The organism is Pyrobaculum organotrophum (assembly GCF_055384425.1).
In genome coordinates this window covers 26,232-42,187 of sequence record NZ_AP042430.1, presented here as the reverse complement: position 1 = coordinate 42,187, position 15,956 = coordinate 26,232, and the positions used below count along the sequence as shown (strand labels likewise).

Sequence of the window (15,956 nt, the reverse complement as noted above, 5' to 3'; positions counted from 1 at the left end):
ATAAATATTAATGTTCGTAGCCAGTTAATTGCTTTAATAAAGCCCATATGAGAAAAACTTGTGGACGTCGTAAAAATACTGCTTCTCACCCTGGGAGGGGGACTTGAACATGCACTTAACGTGTACAGACAGTTGAAAGATCTACAACTTGAAATAGTAGAGGGGGGCAATGTGATAATAAATGGGATATCTGTCGTAGGAAAGGGCACAAATAGTGTTGTCTTTAAATGTAGGCCGGAAATTACAAAAAACGTAGAGCTAGCTTGTAAGTTACGGAGGGGGGATTCCACAAGATCTTCATTTGCGCCAGAGGGACAGTTCCTACATCTTGCAAACACCGTCGGCGTGGGGCCTGAGGTTTATGCCTACTACAAGGACATTGTTATATACCGCTATATAGATGGCATACACATTGATACATGGTGGAGAGAGGCGTCGCCTGAGAAAAAACGCATAGTTGTGGAAGAGCTCATGAACCAAGCCTATAAACTTGATAAAATCGGGCTGTCACACAACGAATTATCTAGACTTGAAAAGCATGTCTTAATAGAACGCGACTTGCCTGTGATGATAGATTTCGAATCCGCAACGCTTGGGAGTAGAAATAACGTAACCCAGGTGTCAAACGGTCTTATGCGTCTAGGGCTAAAGCCTCCTACGGAGTCCTTGCGGACGTATAAAAGGTGTTTATGTATTGATGCCTTTAAAGAGATTCTAAGATTTTTCCTTGACCAACTTTAGGGAAATTTCCCAAATCTTATCACCTAGATGATGTAAGTTTATCAAGACTTTACCCTTTTGCATCTGTTCAATTTCGGACTTCGAATATAGGGCTACTGATATAGCAATCACACGGTTTTTTTCATCTGTTACAAATACAATATCCCCCTTATTAAAATCGCCAACAAAGCTCTTTATCCCAGGGCGCATAATATCTGCGCCTTTTATTATGCGAACAACCGCACCTTGATCTACCACGGCTTTGGGATACTGAGGGAGAAGCCTATTCTTTGAAGATTTGTGAATAAGATAGAGAGTGGGGACAACAAAAACCCCCAACTCCCCCTCTGAGACCTTTAAAAATAGAGGCTCTCCATCTACTAAATAGATATGTTGTTTTTCAGATACATGAGCCACTTCTACCACATCTGCCTCCTCTAATATAGACGTCATAAAGTTGTATGTCTCACGCAATTCTTTAATCTCCCTGTTGCTAAGCCTTGTGCGTTTCACACATAATTTTCTAGACTCTAATAAAATATTTTATTACAACGCTATCTCAGCTTATGAATGTCTCGTCATCTATAAGCCTTGCCGGGTGTCGTCACAAGCATATGCATAATATAGTCTTTAATTTTTTAAGTTGAACAAATATATTACGTCGTGAATAAACTCGTAGAGGCAACTCTCAACATTGTTAGAAATATGGGAGAGTCTCTATTCGTAGATCTTTCTAAGCCATACGCCTATACCCTCGTGGCGAAGTTCGGTAATCAGAAGTTCCTGATGCGTATCGCCTCAGACGCTGAAAACATATCAACAAGCGCAGTTCGTGACCTAAAAATACTAAGCGCGTATACAGATGCGATAAGTATATGCATAGTCTCAAGCGTAAGGGGACAGATACTTCAGAGGGGAACTGTGTATCTTAGGGATAACGTTAAGTTTATCTCTTTGTCTACTTTTGCCGATGCACTAAGAGGGAAGGGGCCGGTTTTTAAATTCAACCGTGGGATGTTTACCGCAGTTATAGATGGGGAGAATCTAAGGAGGAAGAGAGAGGAAAGAGGCATGAGCTTAGGAGTCTTGGCAGATAGATTAGGAGTAACTCGCGAAACTGTGTATCGCTACGAGAGGGGGGAGATAGAGACGCCTTTAAGGGTAGCGCAGAAACTTATTGAAATGTTCGGAGAAGACGTAGTACGCAAATTCGATATAAATGAAAAACCGGCTATAAACCAAGATGAGATTAGAAACAGAGAGATCGTAAGAAACACCTATAGACTGCTGGAGAGCCATCCAGATGCCATTAGAGCAAGCGATCGTATATTACTTGTGTCTAGGAATAAAGACAGAAGAGAATATGAGAAGACCGTAGAGTTGGCAAACGCGCTTAACGTAGAGGTAGAAAATTTGTGAAGCTTATCTTAAACAAGGAAGGCGCCGTAGAGTTCTACATTCCCGACCCCCAAACATATAGAAGCATATACTCTGCTCCAGTATTCTACAACCCATCTATGGAGAAGAACAGGACGTTGTCAGTACTCTTGTTAAAAACCTACGGAAGTGGTCTCACGGTTTGCGAGCCTCTAAGTGGGACCGGCATAAGAGGTATTAGATATGCTATAGAAAGCAACGCAGTAGGTAGACTAATATTAAACGATATATCTAAAGAGGCTGTAGAATTGATTAAGAAAAATCTGGAATTAAATGGAGTAGAGGGAGAGGTATACAACGAAGATGCAAACGTCTTGTTACATAAGCTCAGAAATACATGTGATGTAGTTGACATAGACCCCTTCGGTTCCCCAGCTCCCTTTCTTCATGCGGCGTTTAGAGCACTTAGAGATGAGGGGCTTATTTGTGTAACTGCAACAGATACGGCAGTGCTAGTTGGAAAATATCCTAGGAAATGCTTCAGACGTTATAATTCTGTCATAAGGAGAACGCCGTTTTACATAGAGTTGGGGCTAAGAAACCTAGTAGGATACGTCGCCAGAGTTGCTGCCTCGGAAGACTTCTCTATACAACCTATATTTTCTTACTGGGAGAATCATTACTTTAGGACTTGCGCTCTTGCGACAAAAGGCGCGAGAGAGGCAGATGATTCACTGAATAATCTAGGCTATATATGGTATCTGAAAAAAAGGAGAAAAATTGTACAAACACTTGACGAACATTCGTCAGGACCTCTCTGGATAGGTCCTTTAGGAGATCCACTCGTTGTGCACAAGATGTCACAATATGGGGTATACAGCGTATTTCTCCAAACGCTAGAGATGGAATACTCTATACAAGCCCCGTGGTATTTTAGACTGCCTGAGTTCGCAGTGGATGGGAAAAGCCCAACTCTAGAAGAGACACTAGAACTATTAAGACGGGGCGGGATATATGCAACTCGTACACATATGTCGTACGATGGTTTTAAAGCTGAGACAAATTACGATGAAATAGCAAGGATACTGAGTATATAATACTCAGATCTTTAGTTAACGTGGCCAAGGTTATTGCAGTTGCTGGACTACCTGGATCTGGTAAAACAACTGTAGCAAAAATAATCGAGAGATACGGCTATACATATTACAGCCTCGGAGATATAGTTCGTGAGGAGGCCCATAACATGGGCCTTCCGCCAGACAAAGTCTCTGTAATCCTAAGACTTGAAAGTGGAAGAAGAGCAATAGTAAGTCGACTACTGAAAAACGTAAAGCCAAGAGAGAAGATTGTAATTGACGGCATTAGAAGCCTAGAAGAGGTAGAGGCAATAGAAGAGACGATGGGGCTTGTCGTTTTAATATACGTAGTTGCCTCTAGAAAGGTGAGATATCAAAGACTTGCAAGTAGGGGTAGAAGCGACGACCCATCTACATATTCACAATTTTTGATGCGTGACATACGTGAACTCTGGTTTGGACTCGCAGATCTTTTAACTAGGGCAGATTATATATTAGTTAACGAGAGAAAAACTGTAGAAGAGATAGAAAAAGAAATAATAACGTTACTATGAGAATCGAGGCAGTTGTAGAAGTGAGATTCACAGAAGATAGAGGTAAAGTTCTGAAAGCGCTACAGAACGTTTTCACGCCGGTATCTATAGAAGAGAAACCAAGCGAATCTGGCGTTCTAATCGTAGCTACGTGTGAGGGGTATACGTGTCTTGAGAAATTAAGAAGTGCCATTTGGCGCCAGGGAATACAAGATGCGGCTAGAAATGTGATCTCAAAAGGTATAGTAAGTGAAAATACCATAATTTTCTCCGTCAATAAACAGGCCGCATATGTTGGTGTTGTCAGTTTTGTTACTGAAACCAACGAATCGCCCCTGGGCCCGATTACATTTACAGTGAAGACAAACAATGTAAGACAATTTCTTGACTGGTTAGCGCCTAGGACTTATAGAGGCAGAGTATACTACGAAGCTCCGCCACCCGACTAAACTCTCTCTATGTATATAACTCTATAAAGGCCACCGTGGAGATACATAGTGCAACTCTTAAGAAACGGAATGTCTACATATATAGGCGATGCGAATACTATATAGCCGTTTCTTTTTATGTAAAGCGATGCGACATTTATAAACATATATAAGAGCGCTCTTATCTCCATCATTGATGTAGAGAGACGGCCATATGGCGGATCACCTACTGCAGCATCTACCTCTCTAAGCGGAGGATAGGTCGCATCCCAAATCACAACGTCACCCCTTATATTACGTTGTGCAATTCTTAGTATTTTCTCGTCTATGTCGCCTCCTATTACATAACCTCCTACTCTTTCAATTTCATATGCTATGGCGCCAGTGCCGACAAAAGGCTCCCATACTCTACTATTAGGCGTCACGCGGGCTAAATTTACCATTAGGCGTGCTGTTATAAAATCCAGTGTTTTAACGCTTCTTTCAATATTCGGCTTCTCTTTTCTTATCCTTCTGCCATTTACCGATTTTACCAAAGCCGCCCTATTGAAAATATCACAAGACTCACATTGGAACACCGCAACTGTCTCGTCTAATTTAACTATCTCGCATTTCCCCAGTTCTGCAAGTGCAAAAGCCTCCTCTTTAGATAGGCATAGAAACCGGCGATTTAACTCAACTTCACAAATCACTTCCGTTGAATTACCAGCTTCAAAATATAAGTAGTTACAATTACAATAAATGTAGAGGCCATAAATAAAGCCACCGCTATAAGGATCTCTGCTAAGTCTTTAGAGGGCTTTACAAGCACCGGGAATAGAAAATAGAAAAATGAGGCAGTAGCTACACCGGCGACAATTCCGCCAAATTTTATCTTTCTATATATAAAGTATGCCTCAGTAAGATAAGAGACAAATGGTAGTATTGACATAACTAATACAACATATTCAGGTATCCACATAACGTGAAGAAACACAGATAGCATATATACTACTATTGTAAACAGAGAAATTACAGTTGTCATAAATGTTATCTCAAACTTTTTGAGTACTTCTCTTAAAAAGTCATAAATACCAAATCCGTAGAGCATAGCAAAAAACGCAAAAAATAGAAATACTATAGTCAGTACACCCTTAACAGCTTCTAAGTTAAATAATGTTCCAAGCAACGTTATAAAAAGAAGAAATGATGGTATCCCCACGGTATACCGTCTATACTCAGGTTCCTTTAAAGCCTTGTTTAGATAGTATCTAAACAATGTAACGGTTTCTTCAACGCCCCTGGCTTGTTTCACCACAATTCGCTGGACAGAGATTACAGGCCGTTTGCTCTGTATTGCGGGAATTGCAGCTTCGTCGCTAGGACCATCTGAGACGAAATATATAGCATCTGCGTCGAACAATGTAAGTACTTGTTCCAGCTCTCTTAACACGACAATATCAGCTACGGCGGGATCGGGAGATCCGCTTACAACTGCGACATTTATATTCTCCCCACCGTATTCTGATGATAACTTGTCATATATTTTTATAGCTGCAAAGATTGCATTTGCATCTGAATCATCAGGGTTCATCAAAATATATCTAATTCCCAATCGCAAGACCTCATCTCTTCCAACTACAGGCGTGACGAAACCCCTACCCTTTAGGTCTCCATCTCTATCAACATAGAGAACAAGGATACGCACTATTCCTCCGGTAGATACCCGGCTTCAATTAAGATCTTTATTTCATCATGTGTCAAACGTTCGCCATTTAACAACTTGTTATATAGAATCTCGGCTCTTTCTTTCAAGCTCTGCTCCGTAATAGCTTTTATTTGTGAACGCGCTTTGTTTCTCTCAGCTAATTCTAGCGCCTTTAGTAATATATTATACTTCTCAAGTTCCTCTTGTATAGCTCTTTTCTTCTCCCTAAGCTCCTTCCGCTTAACTGCCAATTGTAGAATCTCCTCTTTTATCTCTTCACGTTTTCTCTTTAGCTCATCCCTCTTCTTTTTTAATTCTGCAAGCTCTTTATACATCTCTTGTCTACTCGCCTTCAAATTTGCTAGTTCTTGCTTGACAAGAGCTAGATCTTGCGCAAGACGTGCTATCTCATTACGTATGGCCTCTCGCCTATTCTTATATTCGTCAACCTGATTCTTGAGACCAGCAATGTGAGTCCTTATTTTTTCTATCGAATCAACAATATTAAGTTCTTTTTCAATTTGACTGATATATTTTATAAACTGGCGTTCCCACTCTGGGTTTGTCGGAGACGTTTCAAAGAAATATTCAAGTTGTTCAATAATACGTCTGAGTTTTTCTTTCTCAAGAGTTTTACCACCTATGTATTCATTAAGTGTTGATAATAAATTTCTATAAACAACTAGTTTTTCTTTATACTTTTGTATAGTAATATTAATTTGAACAAGTTCATTTTTTAAATTTCTTATTTGGCTAATTATTTGACTTTTTCTCTCTACTAACGAACCTATCGTTTCTCTGGTCTTCTGAAGTTGGTTTCTCTTTCCGTCTATTAAAGATCTAACTTCAGCTAGTTGCTTACGTATATCATTTAGAAGAGCTTTCTTAGCGTTTATCTCGCTTGTTATTTTGTCAATCTGGCCTTGGATTTCATCTATCTGAGAACTTACTTCACGAATTTTCTCAAGCAGCTCTTCTCGACTAAACACGCCATGAGAAAAGCACTGGTTTAAAAACTTGCAATTTTCAGTACAACTGAAGAGAGACGGCACTCCTTGCCCCTCTATGGTGTCTGTGTTTTTAAATCTCTAGACAACGACACTCTTTTGCTAAGTCCTCTGTAATAAGAGAGAAGCTTGGAAATTGCAAAGGCGAGATATCCAGGATTTTGCAAATACAGCAACAAAGCAATAGCTTAACAGATAAATAGCTACTGAGCAATTAAGCGATATAGCCAAAAAGTAAACTTTTTAAAAAAGTAATGATAGTTGTAATTATGGATTATCACCATATCGGAATTTATATAGCTGGCGATATTATAATGTCAGAAAACCCGGGAGAGGCAATAAAGAAATGGAGATTGATATTTGGGCTTACACAAACAGCTATAGCAACTAAGTTGAATACCTCGCCAAGCGTAATAAGCGACTATGAATCTGGAAGAAGAAAGTTTCCAGGCTCTCGCTTTGTAAGGAAATTTGTACAAGCACTTATAGATACAGACTTAGAACGAGGTGGAATGGTAATAAGCCTACTAGAACGACGGTTGCTTAAAGAGAAGTTTTGGATTGCTGTTTTAGATATGCGAGAGTTTACAGAGCCTGTACCTGTTTCGACATTTCTACAGGCAATAGAGGCAGAGACTCTGGTGGCGCCTCCCCCAAATCTTGATATATATGGTTATACAATCGTAGATAGTATAAAATTAGTATTAGAAGTCCCCCCGGCTGAATATGTACGGCTGTATGGAAGTACATCACAGCGTGCAGCAATTTTTACAAAAGTAAGTACGGGAAGGTCGCCGATGATAGCCATAAGATCTATGTCGTCTGTGTTAAGTATAAAACCTTCTATAGTAATTCTTCACGGAATTAAACCAGACGCGGTCGATCCGTTGGCTGTCGAAATAGCTAAGAGAAGTTACCTCCCACTTGCAACCACAAATATAAGTATTGAAAAAATGATAGAAAGCTTAAGAACGTTTAAGTGAGTTACTCAGATTTCTTCTCATTTATAATTCTTGAAATCCTTAGCAAATTGCCAAGGCCTTTAGTAGCCTCGTGTCTTTTTCTAAGTCTCCTCTCCCTGGCCTTCTTCTTGAATTTATAGTTATGAGTCTCCTTAAATCTTGTCGAAATGAGGCCGCGAGATCTCCTACCTGCAGATGTAAGTCCTCTGAACGCTCTACCACGCTTTTGTTTTACTCTGATGGTTTTTGGAAACGTCGGCTCAGGAGGTGCGGCTTTCCCCTCAAGTATATCTATAAGCCACTTCCTTAGCGTTTCTATGTTATGCGGCCATTCGGTTCTTCTCCTCTCGTCTACAGGTATGCCTAATATTCTCGCTTGGTATATGTTTAGACCCACAGCTTTTAACTCTCCAATAGAAAAGCCCCTTCCTACTCTCCACTTGGTGATACCTCCAGCACTTATCCTGCTTGGCACTTTAACAAGCGGCTTAGGCACTATAGACATCAAAACGACTTCATCTTGTCTCTATTTAAATTTACTCTACGACGTCTATGTCTTCTAACAAGTACGACGCCTTTGGGCGGTTCATGGGCGCCAAGTTTTGCTAAATGCGGCTATTTACTTTGAACACAACATCATCGCCGAAGTTTAGAAAAAGTATATGCGTAACCACCTGTTAAAGCGCCACTCTTTGGCGCGAAAGCGATTATTATAACAAACTTTTTTAACTTTGAGTTCCTCGTAACTAGATGCATAGAGCAATTGCTACCGTTGCTGTGTTTAAACTTCTCATTTTTCTTGTAACATTTTTTACAACAACTAATCTAGACCCCATTCTATTGGTAAACTTTATTCTAATGTCTATATCTGCTATTATAGTAAGAAGTGTACAAGAGGGCGAGGTTGCCCTTGTATTAATAGCTCTTATATTGTTGATAGATGCCATAGGACTTTTCCTGTCTTTCATAACATTATCATTCACAATAATACTGGCTTATGTCTTTCTTCTGATCTGGGATATTCAGATATTATTATTACTTAGACAAATGATATAACTATTCTACCACTTTTATTACCCTTTGTACTTTATAAAAATCCAAATAGCCCCAAGCCTCTAATATTATCACTATCTCCCCTCCGCCAGACGTAATTCTAAGGATGTTATTTTTTATGTCAAGCTGTATGTTGCCTTTTGTTTCGATTTTATAATTAAAATTCTGAATAAATATATACAATTTTTCTAAATCTATAATACTTCCACTCTTTACTAAGGTTGGTAAAGGATAATTTCTTAGTATATTAACTAATTTATAATCGTGCTGAAGTCTTTGTACAAGTAAGATACCTAATATTAATATTGTTAACGATGAAAGTATTTCTAGTGTTAGATTCATGAAAACTGCAATTCTTTAATTATCATATCTCTAATGTCGTCTATAGATAGAGGAATTACTTTTACACCTCCGAAAAAAGCGACGTTAACGTCGCCGCACCAACGCGGAATTATATGTATCTCTGTGTCAGTAATATGTATATTGAACCCCTCTGGTTTCAGTTTCTTTTTTTCTATCATAATCGCCATATCTATTCTCTTCTTCAGCTCAGCTAGTTCAGTAAACTCTAGGTCAAAAATAGGCTTGTCAACTCGAAATATAATATGCCCCCCATTAAATGGTCTAGATGGTATATCAACTTCTACTATCATAAAGCTAGATAAAAAACACTATATTAATTTATTTTACAGGAACTTTTATATTAAGCGTTTTTGCTAGTTCTTTATACCTATTTCGAACTGTTACCTCAGTGACGCCAGCTGCAACAGCGAAGTCTTTTTGAGTCCTATTATCGCCATGTAGCAACGACGCTATATACACCGCAGCAGCGGCTAGCCCTGCAGGATCTTTTCCAGCTGTTATCCCGGCTTTTTTCGCCTTCTGTAAAATCTCGATAGCTGTCTTAACTACCTCGCCGCTGAGCTTTAACTGCTCAGCTATTCTCGATATATAGAGCACCGGGTCGCTTATTGGAACCTTGACATTAAGCTCGCGGAGAAGTAAGCGATAGCAACGAGCCACCTCTCTCCTTGAGGCTTTAGTATATCTCACTAACTCATCAAGAGGTCTCGGCATTTTCATCATACGACATGCCATATATAAGGCGGCTGCAGCCATAGCCTCCACAGATCTGCCTCTTACAAGCTCTTTCTCAAGCGCTTGTCTATAAATCTCGAGCGCTTGCTCAACACATGGCCTCGGTACGCCCATAGAACTTCTCAATCTCTCTAGCTCTTGAGCTGCCTGTATGAAATTTCTTTCATAAGATGTCTGAACACGGGCTCTTGTTTGCCATTTCCTTAACCTGATTACCTCAAGCTTCCGCTTTATGTCAAGCTCCTTGCCCGAGACATCTTTATCTCTCCAGTCTATAACTGTTGTAAGCGCCTCAGATATTAGGCGGGTCAACGGCGCCCCTGTACGCGCCCTCTGTCCTTTCTCCTCTGAAGTAAAAGCCCTCCATTCAGGCCCTAGGTCTAATAGTTGCTCCTGTACTACCGCGCCACACACAATACAGACGATCTCCCCCCTCTCGTAGTTGTATACAAACCTGTCATTACCACAAATAGGACACCGATAAACCTCGCCAGTATCTGTAACAAGACTTAAATACCCCTCATTATCTCTGTCTATACGTAGCTTAAGGGGTTTCCCAGAAGACGTCGGACTCGACGACGACATAGCGAGTTTATAAACTTTTTGAATTTAAAAACTTTTCGTTTAGCTTAAAAACAACTATACGGCTTGTTTTAAAAGTCTTCTTATTTTTGCAAGAGCTCCAAATATCTGTGTAAGTCCACGAGCCCCCCTCAATGTGGCGTAGTGAGCTTCTGCGATGATATACGCAAGCTCTGGCTTTACATACTCCGGGACATCTAGTCTCAAAACTTCTCGATGTATCTGTCTAATGATTTCTAATTCGCCGACGCCGCCGTCGACAACAAATCCATAGATCTGTGTCATAGCCTTACTAAAATTCCCCTTCAACGCCTCTTGCAAAGTTTCTCTTAACAACTTAGGCGATACCATGCCAAGCGCTCTAGCCACAACATCCTCTGTAATCTCCTTCTCTGTTGCCGCGGCTATCTGAAGCGCATTTATAGCTTTTCTCATATCTCCTTGTGTAAATTCATATATTGTTTCCAGGGCGTCGTCAGAGATTTTAACACCCTCGTTCTCTGCGATATATCTAAGCCTAGAAATAACAGCTTCTTTGGGAAGGGGATTAAATCTGATCATGACTACCCTCGATTGTATAGGCTCGATAATTCCACTTATGTAGTTTGCCAGTAGTATGAATCTTGTGTTTTGTGCGTATATTTCCATTATTCTTCTTAGTGCTTGTTGTGCATCGCTTGTCATGTTGTCTGCTTCGTCTAGTATGACTAGTTTGAAGGGGGCTTTGCCTACTGGGGCTGTGCGGGCGAACTCCTTCACCCTCTCCCGTATCACGTTTATACCTCTCTCATCTGAGGCGTTGAGCTCTAGCGTATTCTCACGCCAATACTCGCCATAGAGCTCTCTCGCCAAGACAAGAGCCATGGTAGTCTTCCCAGTCCCAGGAGGGCCGTAGAAGAGGAGATGCGGCATATTACCACTCTTCACAAACTCCCTAAGCCGACTCTTAACCTCCTCCAAATCAACCACCTCATCAAACGAACGAGGACGATACTTCTCAAACCAAAACAACTCGTTCATATGTAGAATTCCTCTGCGAGCTCGGTTTTTATGTATTGGCCGCTTTTTAACAATACATAACCCAAGCGGTTAAGTATCTGGAGAAGTTCATAGTCACGTTCGTTAAGCTTTTCGGCGTCTTTAACAGACATGGGGAGTCTGTCTAAGAGCTTTCTAGCAGCCTCCTTTAAGACTACCACCTCTCTATTTGCGCCTTCGTCATGAAGTACGAGCACAAGACCTCTTTCCATAGCTTGTCTCAAAGCTTGTCTAGACTTGACTTCTGAGAGAGGAATAAACTTTCTCTCTCTCAAGACTTCTATAAACGACTTGGTCTCGCCCTCTGGCTTCGGCTTGCCTCTCTTTATCTCTCGCAATTCTTCAAGAACTGTGTTAAGCAAGATCTCTAGCTCGTCGAGTCTTTCAAGAATTCTCCTGAATTCTTCACAACTCATTCAATAACATCTGGCAAGATATTATTAAGTATGAATCTCCACAACGTCATTGTCAGAAAGCACGTAATCGCGGCCCACGCGTTTGGGACTCTGCGGAAAGGTATCTCTCTTCCATACAACTGCGTATTTAAAAGTATCCACTAGGGAAGAGTGAATTAAAGCTGCAACATCTTTTACTGTGGAGCCGGCTTTTACTACAATTGGCTTTCTTACGTAGGACTTTGAATGTATAGGTTTTGTAAATACTCTGATTCTACCCGTGGTCTTTAAAAGATCCTCTAATAACCTTCTCCTATCTATATCACACGTCCTCAGATTCGCTATGTGATATAACACCCCGCTTTTAGTAAAGTACGCCGCTAACTCCCCTGGGTTATATAAATCCGGCATGGTAACTATAGCTATTGTCGGCTTGAATTGCTTTTCAATATAAAGCGCTTCTTCGACGTCATCTAGTGTTACATATCCGCTTATATGTACCACCGCATGGTAAATCCCATAGTCATTTAAGAGCTTTTTAACATCGTTTAAAGTCCCGCCGACTATCTGACCCTGGCCAACTATCTGAATCCCTCCGAGACCCCGCCTCTCCACTTTCACGTAACTACGTGGGGGGTAGAGATATACGCCCTCTTCTTCAAAAAACTTAAAAATCCTTTCCAATGTGTCTACTGCGCTATTCGCGCCTATGACAAGTAAAACAGCGTCTGCGTTTCTCACAGTTGCCAGAGTTATTGTATTAAGCTCGCTTTGTTCGTTCAACACTAGACTCGGCGTTTTCACAAGTTGTATATAGACGCCGTCTTCTATATACATAGCGGGGACAGGTTCCGCCGTTGAAAAGGGCAAGTCATCTGGCTCTAGCGTAGTATTTGTAAGACAACGTAAGAGAGACGTCTTACCTGAACTAGGTGGACCAATAACAGCAACTTGTAAATCGCCTTCTTTAGCCACATAGAGGCGGGGGCCACCGCCACGTAATATACGTGTCTTTTCTCGTCTCTCCGCAGCCTCTCTTCTTAACTCAGCAAGTCTGCGTCTAATGTGTTTAATTAACTTCTCCGTACCCTTATGCTTGGGTACTGTAGACAGAAACTCCTCCATAGCTCTAATTTTCTCCTCCACAGTTTTAGCCTCCATTACTTTTAACCAAGCAGCCTTAGCTTCCGCCGGCAAATTAGCGGGCACAACAACAAAAGCGTATGAAATTTTAGTTTTACAACCGAAAGTCTCGTCCTTTAGGGTGGGGATGTCCAGCGACTTATAGTTATGGCAGAGGGGTTTGGGTGTTGTCTCTTGTCGGGATTGTCGGCGGGTGTTGTGGTGGAGTGCCCCCTCCCGCCAGAGGTAACCTAGCTACCGACAAAGATATAGACGAGAAGAAACCCCGCCCTTCAGAGCAGGGAGCGCGGTCATATCAACGCCTTAGAAACTTTCTAATACGTTCTCTAGTTTCCTCGCGTGTACCGATCTCCGCCAGTTTGAAAAGATACGGAACAGCCTCCTCTACTACGTCTAGTAGCCAACGTCGAGGCTTTATATGTTCTTGTGTATAAACTGGCGGCGAAAACAACTTCTCTATGCTTAGACTGCCTATTTCAGACACTATTCCGAATGAAAGAGCTTCGCGTGTGTAAAATTCTCTATTCAACATAACTTTCAAATATCCTATAGGAAATAGTCGATTTCCTATAGCTATGGTGTACGGTGGAAACACCCCGAAGTTTACGCCTTGCAATGAGAACTTAATATTCTCACTAGAGGCAATAACGTAGTCAGTAAAATATAGAAATTCTACCCCAAAGCCGTATACATCCCCAGTAACATATGCAATCACGCGGCCCGGACAGCTAAGGATCTTCTTCACGAATCTATGGATCTTAAAGAGATACTCTAAGACATCATCTTTATTTTGTAAAAATATAGAGAGGTCAAGACCTGAGGAAAACACAGGCCCTTCATTAGTTACCAAGACGTCTCTATCACAATTTACATTCATTAGCTGGTTTATCATCTCAAGCGAGAACACGTTTCTCTTTTCGCCTGTTAATACCACCTTGATATATTTACCAACTGTCTCAATTCTTACCACAATATAGTCTAAATCAACACATATTAAACTGTGATACAAACGCTCCTATGTCCGTAGATATTGAAAAAATCAAACGGGACATACCGAATTTAGTACCCTACGCCGGGAAATATGTAGATCCACCAGAGGGAGACTATGTAAAATACACAGGGCCAGGCCAACTTAAGGTTCCCGACAAGGTTATAATAGGCTATATAGAAGGCGACGGTATAGGCCCCGAAGTAGCCTACGCCGCAATTAAGGTAGCAAACGCCGCTGTAGAAAAGGCGTATGGCAAATCGAGAAAGGTCGTGTGGTACGAAGTTTTAGTTGGTGAAAAAGCAGAAAAAATACTTGGGAGTAGACTGCCAGAGCAAAGCATAGAGGTGCTTAAAAAAATAAGAGTCTTTCTTAAGGCGCCATTAGAGACTCCAGTAGGTGGAGGCTTCAGAAGTCTTAATGTCACATTACGTCAATTGTTTGACCTATATGCGAACATAAGACCTGTGAAGTACTTCCCCGGTCTCCCATCACCACTTAAAAAACCCGAAGTTGACCTAGTGATTTTTAGAGAAAATACCGAAGATGTATATGCCGGTATCGAATGGCCTTATAACAGCCCAGAGGCGGCTAAGCTTAGGGAATATCTAAAGAAAGAATTTGGTATAAATTTAAGAGACGACGCAGGTATAGGCATAAAGCCTATAAGTAAATTCGGGACGCAGAGAATTGCAAGACTAGCGCTGAAATTTGCAGTAGAAAACAAAAGACGAGTCGTAACTGTGATGCACAAAGGAAATATCCAGAAATATACGGAGGGCGCCTTTAAAGAGTGGGCATTTGAAGTAGCGAGAAATGAGTTTAGAGAATATGTAGTGTTTGAAGACGAACTTGCGCAATACGGCGGTCAAGTACCGCCTGGCAAAATCTTGGTGAATGACAGGATAGCAGACAACATGTTACAACAGCTCCTCACACGGACAAGAGAATACGACGTGATACTTGCCCCAAATTTAAACGGTGACTACGTATCTGACGAGGCGGCGGGGTTGGTAGGCGGCCTAGGCGTTGCACCAGGGATAGACGTAGGCGACTGGGGCATGATGGCGGAACCTGTACATGGAACTGCGCCAAAGTATAGAGGCAAAAACTATGTCAATCCCACTGCCACAATTCTCGCACTTGAGCTCCTCTTTAGATTTATTGGCTGGAGAGAAGCTGCTGAATTAATTACAAAGGGTATTGAGACGGCGTATAGGGAAGGTTATTTCACCGGCGATCTGGCGAGACAGTTAGACGAAGAGGAAAGAAAACAAAGAGTTAAAGAGGTACTAGGCACACAAGAATTTGCAAACAAAGTGGTAGAGATTATAAAAAGTCTATAAATTAGACTTCTTTCGCAAATATATATTCCACAGGTCTAAAACCCATCTTTTTATAGAAGTTTATTGCAATTTCATTTAACGCAGGAAATGATGCCATGATAATCTCAGCGCCTTTCCTCCTTAGCTGTTCGATACCCTCTATCATTAATCTCTTACCAATGCCTCTTCTCCTATACTCAGGTAATATGTAGAACTCCTTTATTACACCTGCGTATTTAGGCTTGTAGAAAATCCTATCCTCCACATCGCCCTTAAGCATGCCTACAACCTTGGATCCTTCTATAGCCACAAGTAAGACCGATGTGGGACTAGCCATAGAATCTTCGAGATATTTTCTCGTAGCTTGTTCAATATCCGGAGCTACCTCAAGCAGCGGGTCGAATTCTGCATTAAGACGCTTTAACCTAACGACCAACTGTACTAATGCATCAAGGTCTTCTTTAGTGGCAGGTCTTATTACTAGAGTTGGATACATATAGAGAGAATTTTGTGATATTTTTAAATATTTGCTATAAGCCTAAAA

21 protein-coding genes are annotated in these 15,956 nt (G+C 41.0%); 8 read left to right on the top strand and 13 right to left on the bottom strand.

Annotation, left to right across the window (positions count from 1 at the left end):
• Positions 1 to 60 precede the first annotated feature (60 nt).
• Positions 61 to 741 (top strand): serine/threonine protein kinase, encoded by a 681-nt coding sequence (locus ACZ49R_RS00285; RefSeq protein WP_464733238.1) that lies wholly within the window; start codon positions 61 to 63, stop codon positions 739 to 741.
• Here ACZ49R_RS00285 and ACZ49R_RS00280 read toward each other — a convergent pair.
• A complete protein-coding gene (locus tag ACZ49R_RS00280) occupies positions 715 to 1,233 on the bottom strand; it encodes an RNA-binding protein (protein ID WP_011763381.1) in 519 nt (172 codons plus the stop codon). The two genes, ACZ49R_RS00285 and ACZ49R_RS00280, sit on opposite strands and share 27 nt — an antisense overlap.
• A 150-nt stretch (positions 1,234 to 1,383) precedes the next feature.
• Between ACZ49R_RS00280 and ACZ49R_RS00275 the strand changes: the two genes are divergently transcribed.
• The 4 genes from ACZ49R_RS00275 to ACZ49R_RS00260 are packed head-to-tail and all read left to right on the top strand — an operon-like array spanning position 1,384 to position 4,155.
• A complete protein-coding gene (locus ACZ49R_RS00275) occupies positions 1,384 to 2,139 on the top strand; it encodes a helix-turn-helix domain-containing protein (RefSeq protein ID WP_464733237.1) in 756 nt (251 codons plus the stop codon).
• The gene (locus ACZ49R_RS00270; RefSeq protein WP_464733236.1) at positions 2,136 to 3,194 is read left to right on the top strand and encodes a tRNA (guanine(26)-N(2))-dimethyltransferase; all 1,059 of its coding nucleotides are present in this window, start codon (positions 2,136 to 2,138) and stop codon (positions 3,192 to 3,194) included. The genes ACZ49R_RS00275 and ACZ49R_RS00270 overlap by 4 nt, the downstream gene beginning before the upstream one ends.
• Before the next feature lie 20 nt (positions 3,195 to 3,214).
• A complete protein-coding gene (locus ACZ49R_RS00265) occupies positions 3,215 to 3,727 on the top strand; it encodes an AAA family ATPase (protein WP_011763384.1) in 513 nt (170 codons plus the stop codon).
• Positions 3,724 to 4,155 (top strand): RNA-binding domain-containing protein, encoded by a 432-nt coding sequence (locus ACZ49R_RS00260; RefSeq protein WP_011763385.1) that lies wholly within the window; start codon positions 3,724 to 3,726, stop codon positions 4,153 to 4,155. The genes ACZ49R_RS00265 and ACZ49R_RS00260 overlap by 4 nt, the downstream gene beginning before the upstream one ends.
• On the opposite strand, the gene ACZ49R_RS00255 is transcribed toward ACZ49R_RS00260, so the two are convergent.
• Genes ACZ49R_RS00255 through ACZ49R_RS00245 form a run of 3 tightly spaced genes read right to left on the bottom strand, consistent with a single transcriptional unit; the run spans position 4,152 to position 6,810 of the window.
• Positions 4,152 to 4,826: a TRM11 family SAM-dependent methyltransferase gene (locus ACZ49R_RS00255; RefSeq protein WP_464733235.1), complete on the bottom strand. Its 675-nt coding sequence runs from the start codon at positions 4,824 to 4,826 to the stop codon at positions 4,152 to 4,154. The two genes, ACZ49R_RS00260 and ACZ49R_RS00255, sit on opposite strands and share 4 nt — an antisense overlap.
• Positions 4,823 to 5,821 (bottom strand): DUF373 family protein, encoded by a 999-nt coding sequence (locus tag ACZ49R_RS00250; protein WP_464733234.1) that lies wholly within the window; start codon positions 5,819 to 5,821, stop codon positions 4,823 to 4,825. Before ACZ49R_RS00250 ends, ACZ49R_RS00255 begins: the two co-directional genes overlap by 4 nt.
• Positions 5,821 to 6,810 carry a coiled-coil protein gene (locus tag ACZ49R_RS00245; RefSeq protein WP_464733233.1) on the bottom strand — a complete coding sequence of 330 codons (990 nt, stop codon included), beginning with the start codon at positions 6,808 to 6,810 and terminating at the stop codon, positions 5,821 to 5,823. Before ACZ49R_RS00245 ends, ACZ49R_RS00250 begins: the two co-directional genes overlap by 1 nt.
• Before the next feature lie 287 nt (positions 6,811 to 7,097).
• Between ACZ49R_RS00245 and ACZ49R_RS00240 the strand changes: the two genes are divergently transcribed.
• Positions 7,098 to 7,811 (top strand): helix-turn-helix domain-containing protein, encoded by a 714-nt coding sequence (locus tag ACZ49R_RS00240; RefSeq protein WP_464733232.1) that lies wholly within the window; start codon positions 7,098 to 7,100, stop codon positions 7,809 to 7,811.
• A gap of 1 nt (position 7,812) precedes the next feature.
• On the opposite strand, the gene ACZ49R_RS00235 is transcribed toward ACZ49R_RS00240, so the two are convergent.
• Complete coding sequence (locus ACZ49R_RS00235) at positions 7,813 to 8,295, bottom strand: ribosomal protein L13e (RefSeq protein WP_464734138.1); 483 nt, start codon at positions 8,293 to 8,295, stop codon at positions 7,813 to 7,815.
• A 245-nt stretch (positions 8,296 to 8,540) separates the two neighbouring features.
• Here ACZ49R_RS00235 and ACZ49R_RS00230 point away from each other — a divergent pair, with 245 nt between their 5' ends.
• Entirely contained in the window at positions 8,541 to 8,846 is a 306-nt protein-coding gene (locus tag ACZ49R_RS00230; protein WP_011763391.1) for a hypothetical protein, read from the top strand.
• Here the strand turns inward: ACZ49R_RS00230 and ACZ49R_RS00225 are convergent, their stop codons facing one another.
• The 7 genes from ACZ49R_RS00225 to ACZ49R_RS00195 form a co-directional block, all read right to left on the bottom strand.
• Positions 8,847 to 9,185, bottom strand: a complete 339-nt coding sequence (locus ACZ49R_RS00225) for a hypothetical protein (protein ID WP_464733231.1) — start codon at positions 9,183 to 9,185, stop codon at positions 8,847 to 8,849.
• Positions 9,182 to 9,496, bottom strand: coding sequence for an HIT family protein (locus ACZ49R_RS00220; RefSeq protein ID WP_464733230.1), 315 nt, complete (start codon positions 9,494 to 9,496; stop codon positions 9,182 to 9,184). The genes ACZ49R_RS00225 and ACZ49R_RS00220 overlap by 4 nt, the downstream gene beginning before the upstream one ends.
• A 28-nt stretch (positions 9,497 to 9,524) precedes the next feature.
• Positions 9,525 to 10,526 carry a transcription initiation factor IIB gene (locus ACZ49R_RS00215; protein ID WP_011763394.1) on the bottom strand — a complete coding sequence of 334 codons (1,002 nt, stop codon included), beginning with the start codon at positions 10,524 to 10,526 and terminating at the stop codon, positions 9,525 to 9,527.
• A gap of 54 nt (positions 10,527 to 10,580) precedes the next feature.
• Positions 10,581 to 11,543 (bottom strand): replication factor C small subunit, encoded by a 963-nt coding sequence (locus ACZ49R_RS00210; protein WP_464733229.1) that lies wholly within the window; start codon positions 11,541 to 11,543, stop codon positions 10,581 to 10,583.
• Positions 11,540 to 11,977 (bottom strand): hypothetical protein, encoded by a 438-nt coding sequence (locus ACZ49R_RS00205; protein WP_011763396.1) that lies wholly within the window; start codon positions 11,975 to 11,977, stop codon positions 11,540 to 11,542. Before ACZ49R_RS00205 ends, ACZ49R_RS00210 begins: the two co-directional genes overlap by 4 nt.
• Before the next feature lie 24 nt (positions 11,978 to 12,001).
• Positions 12,002 to 13,165 (bottom strand): TGS domain-containing protein, encoded by a 1,164-nt coding sequence (locus tag ACZ49R_RS00200; RefSeq protein ID WP_464733228.1) that lies wholly within the window; start codon positions 13,163 to 13,165, stop codon positions 12,002 to 12,004.
• A 229-nt stretch (positions 13,166 to 13,394) separates the two neighbouring features.
• Entirely contained in the window at positions 13,395 to 14,069 is a 675-nt protein-coding gene (locus ACZ49R_RS00195) for an enoyl-CoA hydratase/isomerase family protein (protein ID WP_464733227.1), read from the bottom strand.
• A gap of 47 nt (positions 14,070 to 14,116) precedes the next feature.
• On the opposite strand from ACZ49R_RS00195, the gene ACZ49R_RS00190 reads away from it, so the two are divergent.
• The gene (locus ACZ49R_RS00190) at positions 14,117 to 15,433 is read left to right on the top strand and encodes an NADP-dependent isocitrate dehydrogenase (RefSeq protein ID WP_464733226.1); all 1,317 of its coding nucleotides are present in this window, start codon (positions 14,117 to 14,119) and stop codon (positions 15,431 to 15,433) included.
• A gap of 1 nt (position 15,434) precedes the next feature.
• Here ACZ49R_RS00190 and ACZ49R_RS00185 read toward each other — a convergent pair whose 3' ends face one another.
• Positions 15,435 to 15,908, bottom strand: coding sequence for a GNAT family N-acetyltransferase (locus ACZ49R_RS00185; protein WP_011763400.1), 474 nt, complete (start codon positions 15,906 to 15,908; stop codon positions 15,435 to 15,437).
• Positions 15,909 to 15,956: the final 48 nt, after the last annotated feature.

Coding starts and splice junctions, on each gene's coding strand:
- ACZ49R_RS00225 (WP_464733231.1), bottom strand. CDS start 9,185: ATGAATCTAACACTAGAAATACTTTCATCGTTAACAATATTAATATTA.
- ACZ49R_RS00190 (WP_464733226.1), top strand. CDS start 14,117: ATGTCCGTAGATATTGAAAAAATCAAACGGGACATACCGAATTTAGTA.
- ACZ49R_RS00220 (WP_464733230.1), bottom strand. CDS start 9,496: ATGATAGTAGAAGTTGATATACCATCTAGACCATTTAATGGGGGGCAT.
- ACZ49R_RS00210 (WP_464733229.1), bottom strand. CDS start 11,543: ATGAACGAGTTGTTTTGGTTTGAGAAGTATCGTCCTCGTTCGTTTGAT.
- ACZ49R_RS00215 (WP_011763394.1), bottom strand. CDS start 10,526: ATGTCGTCGTCGAGTCCGACGTCTTCTGGGAAACCCCTTAAGCTACGT.
- ACZ49R_RS00205 (WP_011763396.1), bottom strand. CDS start 11,977: ATGAGTTGTGAAGAATTCAGGAGAATTCTTGAAAGACTCGACGAGCTA.
- ACZ49R_RS00235 (WP_464734138.1), bottom strand. CDS start 8,295: ATGTCTATAGTGCCTAAGCCGCTTGTTAAAGTGCCAAGCAGGATAAGT.
- ACZ49R_RS00185 (WP_011763400.1), bottom strand. CDS start 15,908: ATGTATCCAACTCTAGTAATAAGACCTGCCACTAAAGAAGACCTTGAT.
- ACZ49R_RS00240 (WP_464733232.1), top strand. CDS start 7,098: ATGGATTATCACCATATCGGAATTTATATAGCTGGCGATATTATAATG.
- ACZ49R_RS00260 (WP_011763385.1), top strand. CDS start 3,724: ATGAGAATCGAGGCAGTTGTAGAAGTGAGATTCACAGAAGATAGAGGT.
- ACZ49R_RS00230 (WP_011763391.1), top strand. CDS start 8,541: ATGCATAGAGCAATTGCTACCGTTGCTGTGTTTAAACTTCTCATTTTT.